Below are 25,344 nucleotides of genomic sequence, written 5' to 3' on the forward strand. Positions count from 1 at the left end.
TGCTTCTTTTCGATACGCCAGTGTCCGATTATACACAAAACGGCAGCAGCCAAATGTCTTTGCTATCTGTTCTTTCTTCTCATTAGTGGGATATATTCTGTATTTATATGCTTTTAACATCTGCTGCCACCGCCTTAACCTTGGTTTTCTATATATCTTTTAAGCATTTTTTCTGATACATTTCCTACACTACAGACAAAATATCCATCTGTCCAAAAGGTATGTTCTTTCCAAAAATGTTTCCGCAAATAATTCGGATATCTTTCCTATATATGATGTGTCGTATAACTTTTCATCAGGTTTACAATCCTGCTGACAGACATTGTCGGTTCTGTTTCTATCATATAATGAATATGGTCTTTGTCAGTTTCCATATATTTGATGATCACTTTGTGCCTTTGACATATCTCATATGAAAACTGCTTTATATCATCTGATATTTGTTGTGAAACCAGCAATTTCTTCCTATATTTGCAGACGAAAATAATGTGATACTGTAATAAGTATTTGTGCCTGTTTTTAGATTTCCATGTCCCCATGCCATAAGTATACAATAATATCTAACTTTTAGCTACCTTAACCCACCGTCTAAAGCCAGTGGGATTGCGGTAGCCTCATTTCAAGCTTTGTACCGCACTCCATACAATAATTCATCATTGGTTTATCCTCCAAAAAATTTAAAAATTCTATCCGAATTTCTGCACATTTATTATACAAATACTCCGGCAGAAACACAAGAAAAATCTATTCTGATACCCTGCCTGTGCATATAAAATCATATAAATCCTTGACATTTCTAATGCCAATAACCCGAATACCGGCCTTGCTCCTGATGTACTTCATATTACTCTGAGGAATGCAGCATACTTTAAATCCCAGTTTCTCTGCTTCCCGTACTCTTTGTTCTGCCTGACTAACAGCTCTTACTTCTCCTGTCAATCCCACTTCACCAAAAATCATCGTATCCGATTCAACGGCTGCATTGCGATAACTGGAGATAACAGCTGCTACAATCGCCAGATCAATGGCCGGTTCATTCAGACGCATGCCGCCGGCCAGATTGATATAGGCATCACAGCCAGCCAGTTTCAGTCCCAAACGTTTCTCCAGCACTGCCAGCAAAAGATTCACTCTGTTATAGTCCGTACCAGCAGCTGTACGCCTCGGGATCTGAAAATTCGTCTGACAGACAAGAGCCTGCACCTCCAGCATCAGCGGTCTTGTACCTTCCATGGCACACGCCACAACAGACCCTGCTGTACCTTCCGGCCGGCCGCTGAGCATAAATTCCGACGGATTCTTCACTTCTGTCAATCCCTCACTGCACATCTCAAACACACCGATCTCATTGGTAGAACCAAATCGATTCTTCACAGCCCGAAGCAGTCGATATGAAGCATGTCTGTCACCTTCAAAATACAGAACCGTATCCACCATATGTTCAAGCACACGCGGTCCGGCAACTACCCCCTCCTTTGTCACATGTCCGACTATAAAAATCGCAATATTCTCCCGCTTAGCCAGCTGCATCAGTACACTGGTAGCTTCTCTGACCTGGCTGACACTTCCGGCTCCGGAACTGATATCTTCACGATACATTGTCTGAATGGAGTCGATGATCACCACTTCCGGTTTATACTTCAGAATCGTCTCCTGTATCACATCCAGATTCGTCTCACACAGCATCGCCAGATCATTCTTAAACACCCCGAGACGATCTGCACGCAGTCTGATCTGCTGCAGCGATTCCTCTCCCGACACATAAACTGTCCTACAGCTCTGTTCTGACAAACACCGGCTCATCTGAAGCAATAATGTGGATTTGCCAATACCCGGATCACCGCCGACTAACACAAGGGATCCCGGCACAATACCGCCACCAAGGACTCTGTCAAATTCCGAAATTCCCGTTGGTCTGCGCTTCTCATCACTTGAATGAACCGATGACAGCAACACCGGTTCGGAAGCTTTTGCCTGATGTCTAATACCGCCGGAAGCCGTACTCCCCTTTCCAATCGTTGGTTCCTCTACAAAGGCATTCCATGCTTTACAGGCGGGACACTGTCCAAGCCACTTAGCTGATTCGTATCCACATTCCTGACAAAAAAATATATTCTTACTTTTAGCCATTTAACTACTCCCGCTTTTATCATACTTTATTCCGGACCGCTCTGCATTCACATCCCATTTTGATACTTCATCTCATCAAAATAAACGAAAAGATACTACAAATTCACATATTGTGTCATCTGCAGTATCCTTTGTTCATTTCATAAATGCTATCGCTGTATAATGAATGAAGTTAAATATGATCTTAATTTACATTTTGACAATCTTTACATGCTTCTGTGTGCTTCCTAATTCAACGCTCAATACAAGCTTGCCACCAAGATTTGTTGTCATTCGTCCGATATTCACATCATCCACAAAAACTTCATATTCCTGTTCAGCTTCCAGTTCCAGTGTAATCTGTGTATCTTCAAATCCTTCAACTTCAAACTCTGTTCTGGCATCTGTCTCTTCGAAATCGAATACAGATGTTCCAGGTACAGATTCATATACAAATAATTCGTTCTTCTCAAGCTTCGTAATGTCACGGTATGTCTTCACCTTGTACATGTCACCATGAAACTCGAAATCAGAGACCTTCTTCTTGGCATTCAGTGTATAATCACCAAAGCTTAAGCCATTTTCGTTCTCAACACGAATTAATTCTTCAACAACTGCCATGTCCTTATCCTCCAGTCACATACATCTCTGTGTATGTTTATCACTTGTTCATAATTCAGGTAAAATTGCCTGCCACCCTATTATACATGAAAATAGGCCGCATGACCAGAGTCTTTATTATTTTCTAACAAATTTAATATGATTTTCATTCATTTCAAGTACAACGGTATCTCCCTGAACAAACTTGCCATCCAGATATTCTTCTGCCATGGCATCTTCAATCTCATTCTGGATCACCCTTCTGAGCGGACGTGCACCATAATTCTCATCAAACCCTTTTTCTGCCAGATGATCGCGGACAGCTTCGGAAATCACCGTTTCAACCCCCAGCTGCTCCTTGATTCTTCCGCAGATTGTCCTCAGCATAATATCCGCTATATCCCTGACATTCTCCTTCGTCAGCGGATGGAAAACAATCGTTTCATCGATACGATTTAAAAATTCCGGTTTAAAAAGGTGTTTCACTTCATCCATGACGCTGGCTTTCATCTTCTGATAATCTGCTTCATGTGTATCCCCCACTGAAAATCCCAGTTTCTTCGGTGTGACAATATTGGCTGCCCCAGCATTTGAAGTCATGATGATCACTGTGTTCTTGAAATCAATTTTCCTTCCCTGGGAATCTGTAACATGACCATCATCGAGAACTTGCAGAAGAATATTGAAAATATCCGGGTGTGCCTTCTCAATCTCATCAAACAGTAAAACCGAGTAAGGATTCCGTCTGATCTTCTCACTGAGCTGTCCTCCCTCATCATAGCCGACGTATCCCGGAGGTGATCCGATAAGTTTAGACACACTGTGTTTCTCCATGTATTCTGACATATCAACCCGGATCATGGCATCCTCTTTGCCGAACATTGCCTCTGCCAGCGCCTTGGACAATTCCGTTTTGCCGACACCTGTAGGTCCCAGGAACAGGAAGGAACCAATCGGGCGCTTCGGATCTTTCAGACCGACTCTGCCACGTCGGATGGCTTTGGCCACTGCACTTACGGCTTCCTCCTGACCGATCACACGTTCATGCAGAATCGATTCAAGCTTTCTCAGGCGTTCTGACTCTTCTTCTTCAAGCTTTCTGACTGGAATTTTGGTCCAACTGGCCACAATGTCTGCTACTTCGTTCTCTCCAACGATCAACTGTTCGCTGCTGCGAACCTTTTCCCACTCGCTGTTAAGACGGATCATCTCATCATTTAATTCCTTCTGCCTCTTCTTGATCTCACTGGCCCGTTCATAGGCTTCATCCTTAATAGCCTGCTCTTTCTCTTCCTCAAGTTCCGCTACCTTTTTCTCTAATTCTTTTACTTTTGGGGATGATGTGTAAGAGCTCAGCCTTACCTTGGAGCACGCTTCATCGATCAGATCAATGGCCTTATCCGGAAGAAAACGATCATTGATATACCTTGCAGACAAATGAACAGCTGCTTCCAGAGCCTCATCTGTAATGGTCACATGATGATGATTCTCATAGGCCCCCTTCAGACCGATCAGGATCTCAACAGCTTCCTCCTCAGATGGTTCCTCCACCATTACCGGCTGAAAACGACGTTCAAGGGCCGCATCCTTCTCAATATGCTTCCTATATTCTTCAATGGTCGTGGCACCGATAATCTGCAGTTCACCTCTGGCCAGTGACGGTTTCAGGATATTGGCCGCATCAATAGCACCTTCCGCACCGCCGGCACCGATAATCGTGTGAATTTCGTCGATAAAAAGCAAAATATTGCCGTCTTCTTTGACTTCACTGATCACGCGTTTAATACGCTCTTCAAATTCACCCCGGTACTTTGAACCGGCCACCATGCCGGAAATATCCAGTGTCAGAACCCGCTTGTCCTTGATTGTCTCAGGTACATTGCCGCTGATAATCTTCTGTGCCAGTCCTTCCGCAACAGCGGTTTTGCCAACACCAGGCTCACCGATCAGGCAAGGATTGTTCTTCGTTCTTCTGGAAAGTATCTGAATCACCCGCTGAATCTCATCATGACGTCCGATCACCGGATCCAGCTTACCCTCCCTGGCATAGGCCGTCAGATCTCTGCTGTACTGATCAACCATTAAAGGTTCGTTCTTCCTCCGCGACTTGCCCTTGGCCGACGGCATATCTGCCTTCGCTGCCCTGGCATCCATACCGATACCAAGTACAATATCCTGATAAACCTTTTGTGCCTGCACACCAAGGGAATATAACAGCTGTGCCGCAACACAATCTGTTTCTCTTAATATGGCAATCAAAAGATGTTCCGTTCCTATTGCTGAAGCTCTGAACCGCATGGCTTCACGGTTAGCGATCTCCAGAATACGGCGGCTTCGCGGTGTGTATTCCTCCGGCTCTGCCACTATTGTCTGACTGCCCTGAATCAGCTGACTGACCATGTGCAGTACCTTCTCCTCTGTCACATCATGATCTTCCAGCACCTGGCATGCCAGTCCTTCTTTCTCCCGCAGCAATCCGATCAGAATATGTTCTGTTCCGATATAACTGTGGTTCAGTTCTGCTGCAGCCTCCTTGGAATAATGCATCACATTGGCTGCCATCTGTGTAAATCTATATTGCATAAAAATAAAAGCCTCCTGTTGTACATTTTATTTCTCACTAAGAAGAAACTGCTTCTGATGCATCAAGCACCGGCAAATTCCTCCGAATATAATCTGCCCGGGCTCTCCCGCGCTCACTGCTGCTGATATTCTTCTCAGCACTTGCTGACAAAACAGCATCCGCCGTATTCAACATAACAGCAAATGGGCATATCTCTGCCTGTTCCGGCCAAATTTGATACAGATCTCCGGCATGGAGCAGAGACAGACAGGCCATGGTCTCATCATATCCAAGCTTTCTGGCATACTTAATCAAACCATAGGCACGATACATAGGATCCACCTGACTCAGACGATCCTCATTGAAACACTGTCTGGCAAGCGCTTCCTCCTGCTCCGCCAACTGTCCCGCCAGATGTTCCAATGCAGAAGTAATCTCGCTTTCAGAAAGGCCCAATGTCTTTCTGTTGCGCATCCTGTAAACACTGCCCAGTGCCTCTGTCTGCCCGTCAAAATGCGGTCTCAGTGTAAATCCATACTGACTGATCTGTTTCTCTATCTGATGCATCACAGATTTCTTCTCCAGATACGGCAGATGCAGCAGATAAGATGCTGACATTCCTGTCCCCATATAAAGCGGACTGGAAGTCAGATAGCCATACTTCTTACTAAAAGCATATTTCAAATACTGATTCAGACAATCATCCACCTGACCCGCCAATGCCATGGCTTCCTGTATATGATTGCCCGGACAGGATACCTGTATACAAAGATGTTCCTTGCCGTTAACAAGTACTGAAATGGATTCATCCTCTGATATAAGGATTCCCGCTTCATGGCCCTTTTCAAACATCTGCGGCGGAATAGCTAATTTTCCGATCAATGCCTGCTGCTCATAATCTCTGACCTCAGAAAAGTTAATAAACACAAACTTCTTCTGGAGAACCTCTTCTGATTCACGTACCGCATAGCACACGGCTGCCATCAGGGCTTTCTGTTCTTCCTCCTTCATCTTCGCTTCAAAAGGATATCCCATAATATTGCGGACCAGATATACCTGACCGCCTATGATCGGTCCCTGATTGCACGCTTCCATTTCATACCATTTACGCATGTTCATCCGCCTCTTTTCTGCCGGCTCTGATTATATCACGGATTCTGGCCGCCTCTTCATATTCTTCCTTCGCCACAGCCCGCTTCAATGCCGCCCGGAGTTCTTCCTCTGTTGAGCCGGCATCCACTGTAAATGCGATGTCCTGTTCAGCATCCTTCATCTCAGTGCGATCAGTATCTGCTGTGATTGACGGGATATGTACCGTCTCCCCGCCATAAAGCGGTTCCTTACCTGTATGTTCACAATTGCCCTGTATCTTCTTCAGATAACCATCCAATACAAAGTTGAATGTCTTATAACAATCCGGGCACCCAAAGGTACCATATTTCAAAAATTCATTATATGTCATATGACAGGACGGACAAACAAGATTCGTCTTCTTCAGATTCTCTTCATCATCTGTCTCCTGGTGCTTACCAAGGACACTTGCCAGTAAATTCGCCAAAAATGATGTATCCGTCAATGAAACAAATGACTGATCCATGCCGGTCTCCTTGGCCGCACAGGCCTCACACAAATGGAGTTCCTTCTTCTCGCCATTAATAATCTCTGTATAAAAAACGACCGCCTCGTTCTCATGACATCCATCACAAAGCATACGCTATCCCTCCTCCGGATAATTCGCCGGCTGTTCATAATAATCATAGATCATATCGATCATCTCATGCACTTCATCTCTTGTAATTCCCTTGCACATGGCACCTGCCAGCATCACCTGCAGATCTCTGAGCAATTTATTGCGCGCCGATGCCTTATTGCAGTCTATGGCTATAACAGCACCTTTCCTTCGGTCCAGCTTCACATAGCCTTCCTGTCTCAATACCGTATATGCCTTATTCACTGTATGCATGTTGATACCCACACGGTCAGCCAGCTGTCTCACCGACGGCAGTGAATCCCCCGCCGAAAGCTGAGACGTGGCGATACCGATGACGATCTGATTACGCAGCTGTATATACAAGGCTTCATCACTGTTAAAATCTATCTCCAGTATCATATGCTCACCTTCTCTTATGATTATATTATATTCTGTTCAGGCCTCATCTGTGAGTCCTGAAGGACGGACAGCATCTCCTGCACCTATTGTCTGGTAACAAACATTGTCCATCTGTTATACATATTGTAACACAGATATCATAAAAATCAATCTCTTTTTGCAGTACTTATTCCTCCCACAATCTGATACAGACGAACCGCAGCGATAACCGTTACTGCTACATTGGCCCAAAATACACCTGCAATATAACCATAAATCCCCATTTTAGGCATTAGGGCAACCACACCGAACAGCCGGATACCCGAAGCAATCACATGATGCAGCAATGTTTCGTTCATTTTTCCAAGCCCGTTTAACGCACCTGCTAACAAAGACTGAATGTACATAAGCGGACAGAGAATCGCAAAAGCCTGTATGTATCCCCCTGCCTCAATATCGTTAAAAAGCAGACTGCCAATCTGATTACCGCAGACCCCAAAAACTAACCCTGAAAAAAGCCCCAGAAGCAGACAATATTCCAGGCTTTTCTTAATTGCTACCGACACTGCCCGGTAATCATGAACTTCCTCTGCCTCCGCTACTGCCGGCAGCAAAAGTGATGCCATTGCATTGGTCACTGTATTTGGAAACAGAATAACCGGCAGCACAATGCCCGTAACAATGCCAAACACAGACAGTGCACTTTCTGTATCTCCATAATATTTTGCCAGCATCACAGGCATCAGAATCATTTCTGTACTTTGCAGTAATGTCACTGATACTCTGTTAGCTGTCAAAAGACCGCCATACTGCCACAATTGTCGGAGGATTTTTCTGATTGATTCCCCGCTCCCTGATCCCCCATTTTGACTTCGAATACTAAATCGATAACAAATCCAAGTTAAAAAGCAGGAAAATATTTCCCCCGCTGCCAATCCCCAGACCGCAACAGAAGCATCAATTTTTCCCTTTTGGTACATCATTGCACCCAGTAGATAAATGGTCACAACTCTGACAACCTGCTCTAAGAGCTGCGTCACCGCCGGAACTGCAGTATGTCTAATACCATAAAAATAACCGCCGACACAAGTATGTACTGCTGCAAAAGGAATGGCAATTGCCATAATCACCAGATATCCCCGACAACTGATATCCTTTAAAATCCACCGACTGATAGGCTCAGAAAAAGCAATAACACAGCCGCTGCTCAGTAATGCTACAATCAGCGACGTAATCCCAGCCGATTTTATTGTCTGTCTGATTGCCTTTTTCTTGCCTGCGCCGTGATAAGCCGCCACCATTTTCGACGCGGCCACCTGTATCCCCGCGCAGCTGACTGCCATACAAAACATAAAAATCGGAAATATCAGCTGATAGCGCCCCAGTTCTGCGTTGGATATCAAATTTGCCAGATAAACCCTGTTAAAAAAGCCAAGTAGCCGGGCTGCAAACCCGGCTGCTGTTAATATCAGAGTTCCTTTAATCAGTTCTCTTTTTACTGACATGACCGGTACCATCCATTTTTTATCTATTCTATGAATGATGGCCTAAATCATGTCTTGTTATTTTACTGTAACTGTTCAGAGCTAACCTCCAAAATGCTACGCATTTCGTCGGTGTGGCGTATCCGCCAAATAATATTTCAAAAACAGCCTTAAAAATGCAAGCATTTTATACCTGCTTTTTGAAATTTTGCTTGGCTCTGAACAGTTACATTTTATTTATGGTAAGGTTCATGATTAATAATTCGATAGCTCCGATAAATCTGCTCCAGCAAAATGACACGCATCAGCTGATGCGGAAATGTCATTGGTGAAAAACTAAGTTTTTCATCGGCACGGTTTAAAACTGCCGGAGCCAAACCAAGAGAACCGCCGATGACAAAAGTCAAATGACTTTCACCGCCGATTCCAAGCTTCTCAATTCTCGCCGCCAGCTCCTCGGAACTGCGCATTTTCCCTTCAATGGCCAGAGCGATCACATAACTATCGTCTTTAATCGACTTTAAGATACGTTCGCCCTCTTTTTCCTTAATCTGCAGTTCCAGGGCTTCACTGGCTTTATCCGGCGTCTTCTCATCAGCCACTTCGATAATTTCTAATTTACAATAACGGCTTAACCGCTTACTATATTCTGCAATGGCCTGTACAAAAAATTTTTCTTTAATTTTACCGACTGTTACTAATGTAATTCTCATGCTTTCTCCGTTCTGTATGTCATCCAGAGTTCTTCCATTTCTTCTCTCGGCAATGTTTTCAAATCTCCCACCAATGAAAGGCTCATCTGACTCAGATCAAAATGTTTCTGAACAAAGGCCCGTACTTCTTCAGCCGTTACCTGCCCTATCTTTTCTGCCGCTTCTTCCACAGTCTCTATCGTTTCCCCATGAATATAGGATTTGCCGTAATTGCTGATTCTATTGTACGTGCTCTCATCCGATATAATCAGGTCTGTTTTCACGGATTCCTTCACAATATACAGCTCCCGATCAGATACCAGCTCTTTTTTCAACTTCTGAATAATATCCACAACCGCTTTCAATACCGGCCTGACCTGATTCGGATGAACCGCCGCATAAATATGAAAAAGTCCGCCTTTTTCATAGGAACCGCCATAAGAATAAATGGCATAGCTTAATCCCATTTCCTCACGGATTGTCTGAAAAAGTCTTGAGTTCACATTACCGCCCAGCAGACTGTTGACAACACTGAGTATGTATCTCTCAGGATCATAGTAATCCAGAGACTCAAAGGCTATAATCATATGAACCTGTTCCACATCCTTATGCTGCATATAAAGGGATGGATAGTATTTTGCCTTTGCAATCTGCGCATTGGCTTCCAAAAGCGAGGCTTTATACCCCGGCGCAATGCCTCCAAAACAATTCTCCAGTGCTTCAAGGACTCTTGCTTCCTCAAAATAGCCGGATATAGCGATTGTCATTCGATCAGCAGTATAATATTGCTTCATAAAATCCAGCACATCCTGTCTCTTAAAGCCAAGTACTGTCTGCTTATCCCCTGAAATCAGATACCCAAGCGAATGTTCTCTCCAGATTACTTCCTGCAGCCGTTCATGGACAATATCTTCCGGGGAATCATCATACATATCGATTTCCTCGGCAATAACCCCCAGTTCTTTTTTCAGATCATTCTCGTCTATTTTGGAATTAGATAACATATCCCCAAGAATATCTATGGCATAAAAAAGATGCTCATACAGCGTCTTCGTGTAAAAGCATGTATATTCTTTCGTCGTATAGGCATCCATATTCCCGCCAATTTCTGTCATGGCATCTGCCAATTCTCTGGCAGTTCGCTTCTCCGTTCCTTTAAACAACATATGTTCAATCACATGTGCCATGCCATTGGTCTGTTTATTCTCATTGACCGAGCCGGCTTTCACCCATACCCCCATAGATACAGAACGATACTGTGGCATATATTCCATTGCAACCTTCAGTCCATTACTTAAATAAAAGGTCTTAACCATTTCTTCACTCTTTCCAGTATAATTTCATTTATTTAATATACCGATTATACTATATCCTGCCTTTGCACGTAAAGAATTTATTTTTCATTTTTTAGCAATAGGAAATTCCGAGGAATTTTCTATTGCATGAAAAAGGCCCCGGTGCCTCAGCACCGGAGCCTGTATATTCATTGACTCTGAAAAATTATCTAACGATGAATTATTCAGCTGCTTTCTTGATGTAGCCAGCAAGTCTGTCTTTAGCATCTGCTTCTGTCTTAGCGTACAGAGCTTCTGCTGTTTCTGGGAAGCCTTTCTTCAGGGATGCATAACGAACTTCGTTCATGATGAATGCTCTGAAGTCGCCCTTAGGTTCTTTAGTAGAATCAAGGATAAATGGATTCTTGCCCTGAGCTTTAAGTTCTGGGTTGAATCTCCAGCATGACCAGTAACCGCACTCTACAGCTTCTTTAATTCTTGTCTGAGCACCCTTCATACCGCCCTTGATACCATGGTTGATACATGGAGCGTAAGCGATGATGAGTGATGGGCCATGATAAGCTTCAGCTTCTTTAAGAGCTTTGATGAACTGGTTCATGTTAGCGCCCATAGCAACCTGTGCTACGTATACATAACCGTAAGAAGCAGCCATCATACCAAGGTCTTTCTTCTTTGTCTTCTTACCTGAAGCAGCGAATTTAGCAACTGCACCTACAGGAGTAGACTTAGAAGCCTGACCACCAGTATTGGAGTAAACTTCTGTATCTACAACGAATACGTTAACGTCTTCGTTGGAAGCAAGTACGTGATCAAGACCGCCGTAACCGATATCGTAAGCCCAGCCGTCACCACCGAAGATCCACTGTGACTTCTTAACTAAGAGGTCATAGCCTTCAACGATAGCATCACAGATTGCTTTAGCTTCTGCATTGTCGCCAGCGTAAGCCTTAGCTGCTGCTAACAGAGCTGCAGATGTAGCCTTAGAAGCTTCGCCTTCTTCCTTAGTATCTAACCAAGCCTGTGCTTCTTCAGCAAGAACACCAAGATCTACAAGACCTTTGATCTTCTTAGCTAATGCTTCTCTACGATGTTTCTGACCCATGAACATACCTAAACCGAATTCAGCATTATCCTCGAACAGTGAGTTACACCATGCAGGACCCTGACCTTTTTCGTTAGTTGTATATGGCATAGATGGAGCAGAACCACCCCAGATAGATGTACAACCTGTTGCATTAGCAACATACATTCTATCACCGAATAACTGAGTTACAAGTTTGATGTAAGGTGTTTCACCACAACCTGCACATGCGCCTGAGAACTCAAGTAATGGTTTTTCAAACTGTGAACCCTTAACTGTGTATTTGTCCATTGGGTTCTCTTTCTGTGGAAGAGCTACTGCATATTCCCAGTTAGGAGCTTCATCGAGCTGTGTTCCAAGTGGAACCATCTCAAGAGCCTTTGTAGGACAGATGTTTACACAGCTACCACAACCCAGACAGTCAAGAGGAGATACCTGCATCTTGAACTGATATTTGCCTGCAAGGTTAGCCTTACCTGGAACAGCACCGAAGTTAGCTGGAGCTGCAGCTGCTTCTTCATCTGTTAACAGAACAGGTCTGATTGTTGCATGAGGGCAAACATATGAACACTGGTTACACTGGATACACTTAGCAGCATCCCATACAGGTACGCTGACAGCAACACCACGTTTTTCGTATGCAGCTGTTCCCAGAGGGAAGTGACCATCTTCTCTGCCGTTGAAAGCAGATACTGGTAAAGCATCGCCGTCGCAAGCGTTCATTGGCATTACAACGTCTCTTACGAAATCTGGAACATCCTTAACAACAGGAGCGTCATCAGGACATGTAGCCCAGCTTTCTGGAACAGGAACTTCTACGATCTTATCAAGACCAGCATCTACAGCTGCGAAGTTCTTGTTAACAACATCTTCACCCTTCTTACCATAGGACTTAACGATCATTTCCTTCATATACTTAACAGCTGTATCGATAGGAATGATGTTAGCCAGTTTGAAGAATGCAGCCTGAAGAACGGCATTTGTCTTACCATTTAACTTAAGTTCTTTATCAACATCTTCTGCGTTGATGATGTAGAACTTAACGTGTTTCTGAGCTAACTGATGTTTAACCTTGGATGGCAGTTTTTCATCCAGTTCTTCTGGAGACCAAACTGTATTGAAGAGGAATGTACCACCTTCTTTAATATCGCCAAGGATATCATACATATGGATATAAGCCTGGTTATGACATGCGATAAAGTCAGCTGTCTTAACAAGGTATGTAGAACGGATAGGTGTCTTACCGAAACGAAGATGTGACTGTGTAACACCACCGGACTTCTTGGAATCATAGTGGAAATATGCCTGAGCATACATATCTGTATGGTCACCGATGATCTTGATAGAGTTCTTGTTAGCACCTACAGTACCATCAGAACCAAGACCCCAGAACTTACAGCTTGTTGTACCAGCTGGAGCAACGTCAACTTCAGGGATGATTGGTAAGGAATGACCTGTAACATCATCAACGATACCGATTGTGAAGTTGTTCTTTGGCTGATCTGCTTTCAGGTTCTCATAGATAGAGATGATGGAACCTGGAGTAACGTCCTTAGAACCAAGGCCGTAACGACCGCCAACGATATCATATGTCTTGCCTTCTTTGAATGCTGCTGCACAGACATCAACATATAATGGTTCGCCGTAACCTGTAACTTCCTTAACTCTATCCATAACAGCAATCTTCTTAACTGTTGCAGGAATAGCTTCGAACAGTTTGTCTGCTCTGAAAGGTCTGTACAGATGTACTTTAACGATACCAACTTTTTCGCCTTTAGCTGTCAGGTAATCGATAACTTCTTCAGCTGCTTCACACATAGAACCCATAGCGATGATAACACGATCAGCATCTGGAGCACCATAGTAGTTGAACAGCTTGTATTCACGACCTGTCATCTCGCTGACTTTAGCCATGTATTCTTCTACGATTTCTGGAAGTGCATCGTAGAACTTGTTGCTTGCTTCACGACCCTGGAAGTAAACATCTGGGTTCTGAGCTGTACCTCTCATAACTGGATGTTCTGGGTTCAGAGCGGATTTTCTGAACTCTGCCAGTGCATCGTAATCTACTAATTTAGCTAATTCATCATAATCTGTACATTCAACTTTCTGAATCTCATGAGATGTTCTGAAGCCATCAAAGAAATGAAGGAATGGAACTCTGCCTTTGATTGTAGAAAGATGAGCAACTGCAGCCAGATCCATAACTTCCTGAACGGAGTTAGAACAGAGCATTGCGAAACCTGTCTGACGACATGCCATAACGTCAGAGTGATCGCCGAAAATGTTTAATGCATGATAAGCTAATGCTCTGGCACTTACATGGAATACACAAGGCAATAATTCACCTGCGATCTTATACATGTTAGGGATCATAAGTAATAAGCCCTGGGAAGCTGTATAAGTAGTTGTTAATGCACCTGAAGAAATAGAACCATGAACTGTACCTGAAGCACCTGCCTCAGATTCCATTTCTACTACATCAACAGTCTGACCGAAGATGTTCTTTCTGCCGTTGGCTGCCCAATCGTCAGTTACTTCTGCCATAGGTGAGGATGGTGTGATCGGGAAGATACCAGCAACTTCTGTGAACGCATAAGAAGTCCAAGCAGCAGCTGTGTTACCATCCATAGTTTTCATAACTTTTGCCATGATATTTTTCTCCTTTCTATATATGACCATATCAATAAACACTTTATTGACAGGTAGTCATTCTTCATACTCTATTTTAATACAAGTTGCATAGTTCGTCAAGATTGTAACAGCTCTTGGTTGTTTATTTTTGCACACAATTATTGATAATCCATTGCTTCTAGGGTGATGCAAATCTCACCCGTAGTGAATTTTGTAGCAACAACTACCATATCATCAAACTCTCTGCTGACATATCCATACTCTGATTGTCCGACATTTTCTTCCTTAACTTGATCAATTAATTCATTCAGTTCTGTCTCCCAGTCTGAAGGATCATATCCGCTCTCCGGATCCAATATCAACGCAGCCATCACCCCAAAACTTTTCGCCCTCTCTTCATTTTCAAACATGGCCGTTACTACCTTCACCTGCGACGTGTCATGATCGCTATAAAGTGCCAGATAGTCCTGATTCTCACCCATAGTGTAGTAAGTACCTATCTCAGGTATACTATATTCATTTCCATCCTCATCCACATATGTACCTTCCTGCTCAACATTATCTTCTGTTTTCTGCAAAGCCTGCCCATATTCGTTATTCACCCATGCCGAAAGGACTTCTTCCAACTCATCTTTCGTCATTTCAAAATGACTGTTATCATCAGCGTCTTCTGATTCACTTTCCCAGATTGATATATCATCTTCAATTCCCAATTCATTCAGTACATTTTCAATGTGACAGCGGAATTCATCTCCTGTAAAGAAATTAAAAAGGCTCGATCCCACACTGCCAATCACTGCATTCAAAATAATAACCGCCAATATAATCTTTGCAAGACACCCTCCTGCTTTGCGCTTGTTCTCATCCGGCATTTCTTTGCTTCGATGATGAGCTGTCGTTTTCTGAGTGTTTTGTCCGTATACCTCCTCATGCGACGAAGGTTTTTTAGATGTTTTCCCCGCTTTCTTCAGCACATCCGAAAATCTTCCATTATGTTTCCCATAGTGATCTTTCTTATCATGTTCCGCACCATAAGCACAATCTTCTTCTCCCATTCCTCTCTGCTGTGCATTATAATGAACATCCAGGATCTCAGGACGCCATACAAAAGAATGACACGTATCACAATAGTGGGCTTTTTTCATTTCGCTGTCACACAGCGGACATATCCTTACCTTCATGCTTCATCCTCCATAACATGCCTTTTCCATTACTTATATCTATCTTACCATATACCGCCGCTTGAAAACAACAAAAGGATACCATTCTGTGGATTTTTATCTCCGCAAAATGATATCCTCTATTTATTGATCATTTATGTGCTTTTATAAACATCTGTATCTGCTGATTATTCTGCATCTTTCTTACTGAAGCTGATACGTCCCATCTTGTCTTTACCCATGCATTTAACTTTGATGACATCACCAAGTGTCAGTACATCTTCTACGTGATTTACGCGCTTTTTGTCAAGCTTGGAGATATGAACCATACCCTCTTTGCCAGGTGCAAATTCAAGGAATGCACCGAATTCCTTGATGCTGACAACCTTACCTGTGTAGATACGGCCTTCTTCGAAATCAGATACTATCATTGTGATCATATCGATTGCTTTCTGAATGCCGACTTTGTCTACGCCGCAGATAGATACAGCACCATCATCTGTGATATCGATCTTCACACCTGTTTCGTCGATGATCTGGTTGATGACTTTCCCCTTCTGACCTACAACATCACCAATCTTGGAAGGATCGATCTTGATCTGCTGGATCTTCGGAGCGAATTCGCCGACTTCCTTACGCGGTTCAGAGATGCAAGGTTCGATAATCTCAGTGAGAATGTATTCTCTTGCCTGCTTTGTTCTTCTGATCGCTTCTTCAACAATCGGACGTGTCAGGCCATGAATCTTGATATCCATCTGGATTGCTGTGATGCCATCGTGTGTACCGGCTACCTTGAAGTCCATATCACCGAAGAAATCTTCAAGACCCTGGATATCTGTCAGTACAAGATAATCATCATCTGCATCACCAGTTACAAGACCACAGGAGATACCTGCAACAGGTTTCTTAATCGGAACACCGGCAGCCATCAGAGACATGGTGGATGCACAGATGGAAGCCTGTGATGTAGAACCATTGGACTCAAATGTCTCAGATACCGTACGAATAGCATATGGGAACTCTTCTTCTGAAGGAAGAACAGGCACTAATGCTCTCTCAGCCAATGCACCATGACCGATCTCACGACGGCCCGGACCTCTTGAAGGCTTTGTCTCACCAACTGAGTATGATGGGAAGTTATAATGATGCATATAACGTTTGCTTGTCACAAATTCATTCAGACCGTCTACCTTCTGAGCATCTGATAATGGTGCCAGTGTTGTGATGGTACAAATCTGAGTCTGACCTCTTGTAAACATTGCAGAACCATGTGTTCTTGCAAACAGATCGATTTCTGCTGCCAGTGGACGAATCTGGTCAATGGCACGGCCGTCAGGACGCTTGTGATCCTTGAGAATCATCTTACGTACTGTCTTCTTCTGATACTGATAAACAGCATCGTCAATCAGAGGCAGCCACTCTTCCTTATCTGCAAATGCTTCTGCGAGCTTGTCTTTAATAACACGGATATTGGCATCTCTTGTCTGCTTCTCATCTGCAAATACAGCTTCTTCCATTGCTTCCGGCGGAAAGAGTTCCTTCATAGCTGCATTTAATTCTTCAGGAATAGCATAATGCTCATAATCCTTCTTCTCTTTGCCGCATTCTGCAACAATCTGATCGATGAATTTAATGATCTCCTGGTTAACATCATGAGCTGCATAAATAGCCTCGATCATCTTGTCTTCAGGTACTTCATTGGCACCTGCCTCAATCATAATTACTTTCTCACGAGTAGAAGCGACTGTCAGTGCAAGATCGGATACGGATTTCTGCTCATTGGATGGGTTAATAATAAACTCACCATTGATCATGCCAACCTGTGTCATGGCACACGGGCCATCAAATGGAATATCAGAAATACATGTTGCAATGGCAGAACCAAGCATTGCTGTCAGCTCAGGGCTGCATGTCTGATCTACACACAAAACAAGATTGTTCAGTGTCACATCATTTCTATAATCCTTAGGGAAGAGCGGACGCATCGGTCTGTCGATAACTCTCGCTGTAAGGACCGCATTCTCGCTTGCCTTACCTTCACGCTTGTTGAAACCGCCCGGAATCTTGCCTACCGAGTACATCTTCTCTTCAAATTCAACACTTAACGGGAAGAAATCAATACCATCTCTCGGTTTCTCTGAAGCTGTTGCTGTTGATAACACACATGTGTCACCATAATACATAAGGGCAGCGCCATTTGCCTGAGCAGCAACATGTCCTACTTCTACACGAAGTGTTCTGCCGGCAAGTTCCATGGAAAAACTTTTGTATTCTTTTGCCATTTTCAATCTCCTTTTATAAATTATAAATTTCTCAGGAGCCTTCCGAAACTACTGAATAATCAACCAATGCCTCGCTCTGATTAACTTTTCAGTGGTCTCGGACAGTAACAATTCTGGAATTTCCAGATGCTCCTGATAGTTCGTGCAACGCAAACAGGGCTGCCGCATAATACCTTTACCGACAGCCCCATGATAGATAATAATTATCTTCTTAAACCTAACTTCTCAACGATAGCTCTGTATCTCTCGATATCTGTCTTCTTCAGGTAATCAAGTAAGCCACGTCTCTGACCAACCATCTTAAGCATACCACGTCTTGAATGATGGTCTTTCTTGTGTGTCTTCAGATGCTCTGTAAGGTCAGCGATTCTTGCTGATAAAAGTGCGATCTGAACTTCTGGTGAACCTGTATCTTCAGGTGTCTTACCATATTTAGCTACGATTTCTTTTTTCTGTTCTGCTGTAATCATTAATAAATCCTCCTAAATCTTAATAAATGCCTTATGCCAGGATCCGGTTGGAGATTCCTTGATCTGGGCACAGGTTAAAACTCATACTCAACCATTGTAGCATAGTATTATCAGGTTGTAAACAACTTTTTGTATTGAATTTGTACTGTTTTTCTTGCAATCCCCCTGAAAACACGATAAGATATAAACCAGTGAAAACTTTGTCTGCAAAGCAGACCCGAATGACGCACCGGGACTTGCAATCGAGTCCTGAATAATATAATAAAGGAAAGGATGAATTAACCGATGAAACTCTGGGGCGGACGCTTTACCAAAGAAGAAAACCAGCTTGTACATAACTTTAATGCTTCGATCACTTTCGATCAGAAGTTCTATCATCAGGATATTCAGGGCAGTATCGCCCATGTCACAATGCTTGCCAAACAGGCAATCATCACAGATGCTGAACGTGATACCATCATCTCAGCACTGAAAGAAATCTGCAGCGATATCGAATCCGGCAAATTACAGATTACAGAGGAATATGAAGATATCCACAGCTTCGTGGAATCTGTCCTGATTGAACGCACCGGTGATACCGGCAAGAAGCTCCATACAGGACGCAGCCGTAATGACCAGGTAGCCCTTGATATGAAACTCTACACTCGCGATGAAGTTCTGGCAACAGACGAACTGGTCAAAGAACTGATGACCACACTGCTTGATCTGATGAAAGAACACATCGATACTTATATGCCGGGCTTTACACATCTGCAGAAAGCACAGCCTGTTACATTGGCTCACCACATCGGTGCTTACTTCGAAATGTTCAAGCGTGACCGTTCAAGACTCCATGACATTCATGAGCGTATGAACTACTGCCCATTGGGTGCAGGTGCGTTGGCAGGCACAACTTATCCCCTGGATCGTGAATATACAGCCAGCCTTCTCGGTTTCACAGGCCCAACCCTCAACAGTATGGATTCTGTATCCGACAGAGACTACCTCATCGAATACCTCAGTGCCCTGTCCACGATCATGATGCATCTGAGCCGTTTCTGTGAAGAGATCATCCTCTGGAACAGCAATGAATACCGCTTCATCGAACTGGATGATGCCTATTCTACCGGCAGTTCCATCATGCCTCAGAAGAAGAATCCTGATATTGCCGAACTGATCCGAGGCAAAACAGGCCGTGTCTATGGCGCATTGACATCTCTTCTCACAACCATGAAAGGCCTTCCTCTTGCTTATAACAAAGATATGCAGGAAGACAAAGAACTGACCTTCGATGCTATCGATACAGTCAAAGGCTGCCTGGCTCTGTTCAACGGCATGATCAAAACCATGCATGTCAACAAAGAAACCATGGCTGCCAGCAGCAAAAATGGTTTCACCAACGCTACTGATGCTGCCGATTATCTTGTTAAACACGGCGTACCATTCCGTGATGCCCACGGCATCATCGGACAGCTTGTTCTGATCTGTATCGACAAAGGTATCGCCCTGGATGACCTGCCTCTGGAAGAATACAAGAAAATCAGTCCTGTCTTCGAAGAAGACGTCTATGAAGCCATCAGCATGAAGACCTGTGTCAGCCTGCGTCAGACCATCGGTGCTCCGGGCCATGAAGCCATGCAGAAAGTCATTGATATCAACAGCCGTTATCTAGAAGAAAACTAAATACCAGCCTGTTCAGTATTTGTTGAATCATAACAATCCATTCTTTATAAAATAATCGAAAGCCGGATATCCCCTTTATGTCTATGCATAAATGAATATCCGGCTTTTTATCTTATCTGTGTCTTCTAAAAATATCATTCCCTATCCAATCTGTCTCAGTCCATCTATAAAGAGTTCCACTGCTCTCTTCTGTCTCTCTGTCAGTAAATTCCAGCGATCCAAATGCCGCTTCTGTGCTTCATTCAGATGAATCAGATCTTCCTGATCATAAAGGAACTCCGCCAATGTAATTCCATACGCTTCACACAAACGTTCCAGTGTGGTCAACGAGGGGCAGGTTCCCCGCCGCATCATATTCGTCAAAGTTGACGATGAAATCTTCGCTTCCTTGGCCAGCCGATAAACAGACCATCCCCTCTTCTCATTCAGTTTAATGATACGCTCTGCAATATCCACCCAGACAAACCTCCTTCCACCATCTATTGTTTCCACATCATACCACAAATTTTGACAAATGGGCGATTTTTCGACAAACAACTTTTAATTTCTTTTTTCTTTTAATATGCTATAATAGATTCAAATCAGGAGACACTTTCCAGAAGATGCGAAATCTCTCCATCTATTATCATCTTTTGTAAAAAGGAGGTTCCTTATGCACATTTTAGTCTCAGCTGCCACAGCCAGTGATCTGGCCGAAACGGCTGAACAATCCATTGATTATCTTCAGAAAGTAATCGATTATGTTATCAGCAAAGCACACATTTTTGTCAGTGCGATGATCATTCTTATCATTGGATGGTATTTGACCAGGTTTGCCTGTAAAATTGTTCGCCATTCCCTTGATAAAACAAGACTTGATGCCAGCGTAACAAGTTTCATCAATTCACTGACCAAATTCGGATTAAGAACACTGCTAGCCATTATTGTCATCAACAAGTTAGGGGTGGATACCACTTCTCTCATCGCTTTGCTGACTTCCGCCAGTTTAGCCATCGGTCTCGCCGTTCAGGGCAGCCTTGCCAATTTTGCAGGCGGCGTTCTTCTGCTGATCATGAAACCTTTTGTTGTTGGCGACTACATCAATGACGGAAACGGTCATGAGGGAACGGTCATATCTATTGAGATTATTTATACCCGGCTTCTGACTGCCAATAATGAAATGGTCTGTATTCCCAACGGCAAACTGGCAGATTCGCCGGTAACCAATCTGACGAATCAAGAAAGCCGACGTATAGATTTTCCTGTCAGCATCAGCTACGATGAGAATATAGACCGGGTCAGGACAGTGTTATTGAATGTCGCTTCCGAATGTCAAACCCTCTCTAAAACACACGAATCTCTTGTCTTTGTTCAGGATTTTGACAGCAGCTCTGTTCGAGTGGTTTTGAGAGTCTGGGCAATCACCGACAAATACTGGGAGACACGTTTTGAAATCCGTGAAGCCATCAAAAAAGCCTTCGACGCAGAAGGCATTGAAATTCCATATGACCATATGGACGTGAACCTTATTAATCACGAAAAATAAGGTGGTGCGGCCTATAAGCTTTAAAGAAAAGGATTTTCAATGAATTTATTCACCGGAAGCACCTGTGATTGAACATATTCATTGAAAATCCTTTCTAGAAGTTTATTGAGAACGCTCTGCTATTTTTCGATTTGATGGATGAACAGGCCTGACCTCAATTTTGGTTCAAACCATGTGGATTTCGGCGGCATGAGCCGTCCTGCATCGGCCACGGCCAACAATTCCTGTATGGATGTAGGATACATTGAAAACGCCGCCGCCATGTCTTCGTGACAGCGTTTTTCAAGCTCTCCCAGACCTCTGATTCCTCCGACGAATTCGATGTTCTCATCTGTTCTGGGATCTTCAATACCAAGTACCGGATCCAGCAGATTCATCTGAAGAATCGAAACATCCAGTCCATCAACAGGGTCATCCGATGTCTTGTCCGGATGGACTGTCAATTTATACCACTCATGCTCCAGATACATACCGAATTCACCCTTTTGAGATGGATAGACAGCTTTCTTCCCTACATACTCCACTGTAAAGTCCCGTCGGATTCTCTCAAGAAAATCTTCTTTTGACCAGCCATTCAGACTTTTCACCAAACGATTATAATCCATAATCTTCAATTCTTCCTCCGGGAATAAAACTGCAAGAAAATAATTGAATTCTTCTGTTCCATTATAAGCCGGATGGGTTCTTCGCCGCTTCATGCCCACTTTAAAGGCACTGGCTGCACGATGATGACCATCAGCAATGTACAAGGCATCAACAGCCGCAAAGGCTTTTTCAATGGCAGCTACCGCAAGGTCATCATCAACAATCCACACTCTGTGTTGTATGCCATCTTCCGCCTCAAAATCATACACAGGCAATTCTTCCTTCACATGACAGACGATATAAGAAAGGATCGGATTGGTTCTGTATGTCAGAAAAATCGGTCCTGTCTGAGCACTGCAGACATCCACATGCCGGATACGGTCCTGTTCTTTCTCCGCTCTCGTATCTTCATGTTTTTTGACAACCTGATGCAGATAATCATCAATAGATACACAAGCAGTAATGCCTGTCTGTGTTCGGCCATTCATGGTCAGTTCATACAGATAATAACATTTCTGTTCATCCTGAACAAAAACACCCTCTGCAATCTCTCTGTCCAGCATTTCTTTTGCTTTTTCATAAACACAGTCCGCATACATATCCATAGATGGATCAAACTGTGTCTCCGGGCGGTCAATATTAAGAAAAGACAAAGGATGCCCTTTCACTTTCTCCGCTGCTTCTTCTCTGTTATAGACATCATAAGGCAAAGCCGCCACCTGCGCAGCCAGCGCAGATGACGGCCTGATTGCCCGAAAAGGGTTGACATTGGCCATAAAGCTATTTCACCTTTCGTACTTTTACAACTCCGTTAATAGCTGCCAGTTTCTCAACAAGGGCTTCTGAAACCTCGGAACCGATATCCATCATTGTGTATGCCCAGTCGCCTTTGGACTTGTTGGTCATATCCTCAATATTGATGCCTTCAGCCGCACATGCACCTGTCAGCTGTCCCAGCATATTCGGGATATTCTTATGGCAGATTGTAATACGTCCGGCGGCTTTGCAGATACCCATATCACAAGCAGGATAATTGACAGAATGTGTGATATTACCATTCTCAAGATAATCTCTCAATTCTTTCACTGCCATCACTGCACAGTTATCTTCTGATTCTTCTGTAGAAGCACCCAGATGAGGGATGGCCACAACGCCATTCATCTGAGCTGTCTTTGCATTCGGGAAATCTGTGATATACTTTCTGACCTTACCCGCTGCAATGGCTGCTTCAAGGGCATCATCATCTACCAACAGGTCACGTGCAAAGTTCAGCACAATGACGCCATCTTTCATCTTCGCAAATGCATCCGCATTGATCATCTTCTTTGTGCTGTCCATCAAAGGTACATGCACTGTAATATAATCACAATTTGCATAGATATCTTCAACATTGGCAATATGTTTGATATCCTTTGACAGATTCCATGCAGCGTCAACAGAAATGAACGGGTCATAACCATAAACTTCCATACCAAGTGCCACACAGGCATTGGCTACCAGAACACCGATGGCACCCAGACCGATTACGCCGATCTTCTTGCCCATGATCTCTGTGCCGGCAAACTGTTTCTTGCCTTTCTCAACAAGTTTGGCCACATTCGGATCTTCCTTCACTGTCTGAACCCAGTTTACGCCGCCGACAATATCTCTTGCGCCAAGGAAAAGACCTGCAAGAACAGCTTCCTTTACACCATTGGCATTGGCACCCGGTGTATTAAAGACAACAATACCTTTTTCTGCACATTTGTCCAATGGAATATTATTGACACCCGCACCGGCTCTGGCGATTGCCAGCAGCTGATCCGGCAGTTCCAGTTCATGAACACTGGCACTTCTTACAAGTGCTGCATCACTTGCAGAAAAATCGTCAACCTTCTCATAAGCATCTGTAAAAAGCTGCATTCCTACAGCAGCAATTGGATTTAAGCAACTAATTTTCATGATCATTACCTCCGGACAATTCGGCCTATTTTGTATTCTCTTCCTCAAACTTCTTCATAAAATCAACAAGAGCTACAACACCTTCTGTAGGCATTGCATTGTAAATGCTGGCTCTCATACCGCCAACGGTACGATGGCCTTTCAGATTCTCAAAACCGGCTGCCTTGGCTTCTGCAACAAATTTGGCATCCAGATCCGCATCACCTGTTACAAAAGGAACATTCATGATAGAACGGCTTTCCTTCTCAACAGTACCTTTGAACATTTTGCTCTGATCAAGGAAATTATAGAGAATCTTTGCCTTGGCTTCATTGATTTTCTTTCTCTCTTCAAGGCCGCCTGTCTTTAACAGCCATTTGAAGACTTTGCCGCAGATATAAATACCATAGCAAGGCGGTGTATTGTACAGAGAATCATTGTCTGCCTGAGTCTTGTACTTCAGCATGGTTGGTGTACCCGGAAGAACATCATCTGTAATCAGATCTTCTCTGATGATGGCAATAACAGTACCAGCAGGGCCTACATTCTTCTGAACGCCGGCATAAATCATACCATATTTTGTCACATCAACAGGCTCTGATAAGAAACATGAGGACTGATCGGCAATCAGTAATTTACCTTTTGTATTTGGCAACGTATGGTATTTAGTACCATAAATTGTGTTGTTTTCACAAATATACACATAATCCATATCATCCGTAATCGGCAGGTCACTGCAATCCGGAATATATGTAAATGTCTTATCTGCTGATGAGGCTAATTCGACAGCTTCGCCGAAGATCTTAGCTTCTGAAAATGCTTTCTTAGCCCACTGACCAGTCAGGATATATCCCGCTTTTCTATTTTTCATGAAGTTCATAGGAATCATGGCAAACTGCTGTGAAGCACCACCCTGAAGGAACAACACCTTATAGTTGTCTGGAATATTCATGAGCTTTCTTAAATCAGCTTCTGCTTCTTTAATAATATTGTCGAAAGCTTTAGATCGATGACTCATCTCCATTACTGACATGCCAGTACCTCTGTAGTCAAGCATTTCATCCGCTGCTTCCTGCAATACTTCAACAGGCAGTACAGCTGGTCCTGCTGAAAAGTTATAAACTCTGCTCATTTTTCTTCTCTCCTTTTTAGATGAATTATAATATATTTAAACCAAAAGGTGGTTTACGGAT

General features: G+C 43.5%; 20 protein-coding genes and 1 pseudogene. 2 read left to right on the plus strand and 19 right to left on the minus strand.

Annotation, left to right across the window (positions count from 1 at the left end; translation table 11 throughout):
• The 15 genes and pseudogenes from HED67_RS17580 to rpsO all read right to left on the minus strand — a co-directional run.
• On the minus strand, nt 1-120 hold a 120-nt coding region (locus HED67_RS17580; RefSeq protein WP_221718761.1), incomplete at its 3' end, for a helix-turn-helix domain-containing protein.
• Between the two features lie 14 nt (nt 121-134).
• Nucleotides 135-539 (minus strand): annotated as a pseudogene (tnpA, locus tag HED67_RS17585) (IS200/IS605 family transposase).
• A 205-nt stretch (nt 540-744) separates the two neighbouring features.
• Nucleotides 745-2,130, minus strand: coding sequence for a DNA repair protein RadA (radA, locus tag HED67_RS14480; protein WP_221718733.1), 1,386 nt, complete (start codon nt 2,128-2,130; stop codon nt 745-747).
• A gap of 189 nt (nt 2,131-2,319) precedes the next feature.
• A complete protein-coding gene (locus HED67_RS14485) occupies nt 2,320-2,730 on the minus strand; it encodes an endosialidase (RefSeq protein ID WP_215632915.1) in 411 nt (136 codons plus the stop codon).
• Nucleotides 2,731-2,847: 117 nt separating this feature from the next.
• Entirely contained in the window at nt 2,848-5,292 is a 2,445-nt protein-coding gene (locus tag HED67_RS14490; protein WP_221718734.1) for an ATP-dependent Clp protease ATP-binding subunit, read from the minus strand.
• Nucleotides 5,293-5,329: 37 nt separating this feature from the next.
• Complete coding sequence (locus HED67_RS14495; protein WP_221718735.1) at nt 5,330-6,385, minus strand: hypothetical protein; 1,056 nt, start codon at nt 6,383-6,385, stop codon at nt 5,330-5,332.
• On the minus strand, nt 6,378-6,983 hold the full coding sequence (locus tag HED67_RS14500; RefSeq protein ID WP_221718736.1) for a UvrB/UvrC motif-containing protein: 606 nt from the start codon (nt 6,981-6,983) through the stop codon (nt 6,378-6,380). Before HED67_RS14500 ends, HED67_RS14495 begins: the two co-directional genes overlap by 8 nt.
• Nucleotides 6,984-6,986: 3 nt before the next feature.
• On the minus strand, nt 6,987-7,382 hold the full coding sequence (locus HED67_RS14505; protein WP_015515486.1) for a GntR family transcriptional regulator: 396 nt from the start codon (nt 7,380-7,382) through the stop codon (nt 6,987-6,989).
• Between the two features lie 146 nt (nt 7,383-7,528).
• The gene (locus HED67_RS14510) at nt 7,529-8,866 is read right to left on the minus strand and encodes an oligosaccharide flippase family protein (RefSeq protein WP_221718737.1); all 1,338 of its coding nucleotides are present in this window, start codon (nt 8,864-8,866) and stop codon (nt 7,529-7,531) included.
• Between the two features lie 212 nt (nt 8,867-9,078).
• The gene (gene rlmH, locus HED67_RS14515) at nt 9,079-9,558 is read right to left on the minus strand and encodes a 23S rRNA (pseudouridine(1915)-N(3))-methyltransferase RlmH (protein WP_015515482.1); all 480 of its coding nucleotides are present in this window, start codon (nt 9,556-9,558) and stop codon (nt 9,079-9,081) included.
• Entirely contained in the window at nt 9,555-10,853 is a 1,299-nt protein-coding gene (locus tag HED67_RS14520; protein ID WP_215632923.1) for a M16 family metallopeptidase, read from the minus strand. Before HED67_RS14520 ends, rlmH begins: the two co-directional genes overlap by 4 nt.
• Before the next feature lie 199 nt (nt 10,854-11,052).
• Nucleotides 11,053-14,565, minus strand: a complete 3,513-nt coding sequence (nifJ, locus tag HED67_RS14525) for a pyruvate:ferredoxin (flavodoxin) oxidoreductase (RefSeq protein ID WP_221718738.1) — start codon at nt 14,563-14,565, stop codon at nt 11,053-11,055.
• Between the two features lie 140 nt (nt 14,566-14,705).
• A complete protein-coding gene (locus HED67_RS14530; protein ID WP_221718739.1) occupies nt 14,706-15,728 on the minus strand; it encodes a hypothetical protein in 1,023 nt (340 codons plus the stop codon).
• 167 nt (nt 15,729-15,895) lie between these two features.
• Nucleotides 15,896-17,989 (minus strand): polyribonucleotide nucleotidyltransferase, encoded by a 2,094-nt coding sequence (locus HED67_RS14535; RefSeq protein ID WP_221718740.1) that lies wholly within the window; start codon nt 17,987-17,989, stop codon nt 15,896-15,898.
• 203 nt (nt 17,990-18,192) lie between these two features.
• The gene (gene rpsO, locus HED67_RS14540; RefSeq protein ID WP_015515477.1) at nt 18,193-18,459 is read right to left on the minus strand and encodes a 30S ribosomal protein S15; all 267 of its coding nucleotides are present in this window, start codon (nt 18,457-18,459) and stop codon (nt 18,193-18,195) included.
• A 285-nt stretch (nt 18,460-18,744) separates the two neighbouring features.
• Between rpsO and argH the strand changes: the two genes are divergently transcribed.
• Entirely contained in the window at nt 18,745-20,121 is a 1,377-nt protein-coding gene (argH, locus tag HED67_RS14545; protein ID WP_215632927.1) for an argininosuccinate lyase, read from the plus strand.
• A 141-nt stretch (nt 20,122-20,262) separates the two neighbouring features.
• On the opposite strand, the gene HED67_RS14550 is transcribed toward argH, so the two are convergent.
• Nucleotides 20,263-20,577 carry a helix-turn-helix domain-containing protein gene (locus HED67_RS14550; RefSeq protein ID WP_178440967.1) on the minus strand — a complete coding sequence of 105 codons (315 nt, stop codon included), beginning with the start codon at nt 20,575-20,577 and terminating at the stop codon, nt 20,263-20,265.
• A 196-nt stretch (nt 20,578-20,773) separates the two neighbouring features.
• Between HED67_RS14550 and HED67_RS14555 the strand changes: the two genes are divergently transcribed.
• Nucleotides 20,774-21,646: a mechanosensitive ion channel family protein gene (locus HED67_RS14555; protein ID WP_221718741.1), complete on the plus strand. Its 873-nt coding sequence runs from the start codon at nt 20,774-20,776 to the stop codon at nt 21,644-21,646.
• A 119-nt stretch (nt 21,647-21,765) separates the two neighbouring features.
• Here the strand turns inward: HED67_RS14555 and HED67_RS14560 are convergent, their stop codons facing one another.
• The 3 genes from HED67_RS14560 to serC are packed head-to-tail and all read right to left on the minus strand — an operon-like array spanning nt 21,766 to nt 25,283.
• Complete coding sequence (locus HED67_RS14560) at nt 21,766-23,007, minus strand: DUF1015 domain-containing protein (RefSeq protein ID WP_221718742.1); 1,242 nt, start codon at nt 23,005-23,007, stop codon at nt 21,766-21,768.
• 4 nt (nt 23,008-23,011) lie between these two features.
• Nucleotides 23,012-24,175, minus strand: a complete 1,164-nt coding sequence (locus HED67_RS14565; RefSeq protein WP_178440979.1) for a phosphoglycerate dehydrogenase — start codon at nt 24,173-24,175, stop codon at nt 23,012-23,014.
• Between the two features lie 22 nt (nt 24,176-24,197).
• Nucleotides 24,198-25,283, minus strand: a complete 1,086-nt coding sequence (serC, locus tag HED67_RS14570) for a 3-phosphoserine/phosphohydroxythreonine transaminase (RefSeq protein ID WP_221718743.1) — start codon at nt 25,281-25,283, stop codon at nt 24,198-24,200.
• Between the last annotated feature and the right edge of the window lie 61 nt (nt 25,284-25,344).

It is taken from the genome of Pseudocoprococcus catus (assembly GCF_019734885.1).
Taxonomy (GTDB): Bacteria; Bacillota; Clostridia; order Lachnospirales; family Lachnospiraceae; genus Coprococcus_A; species Coprococcus_A catus.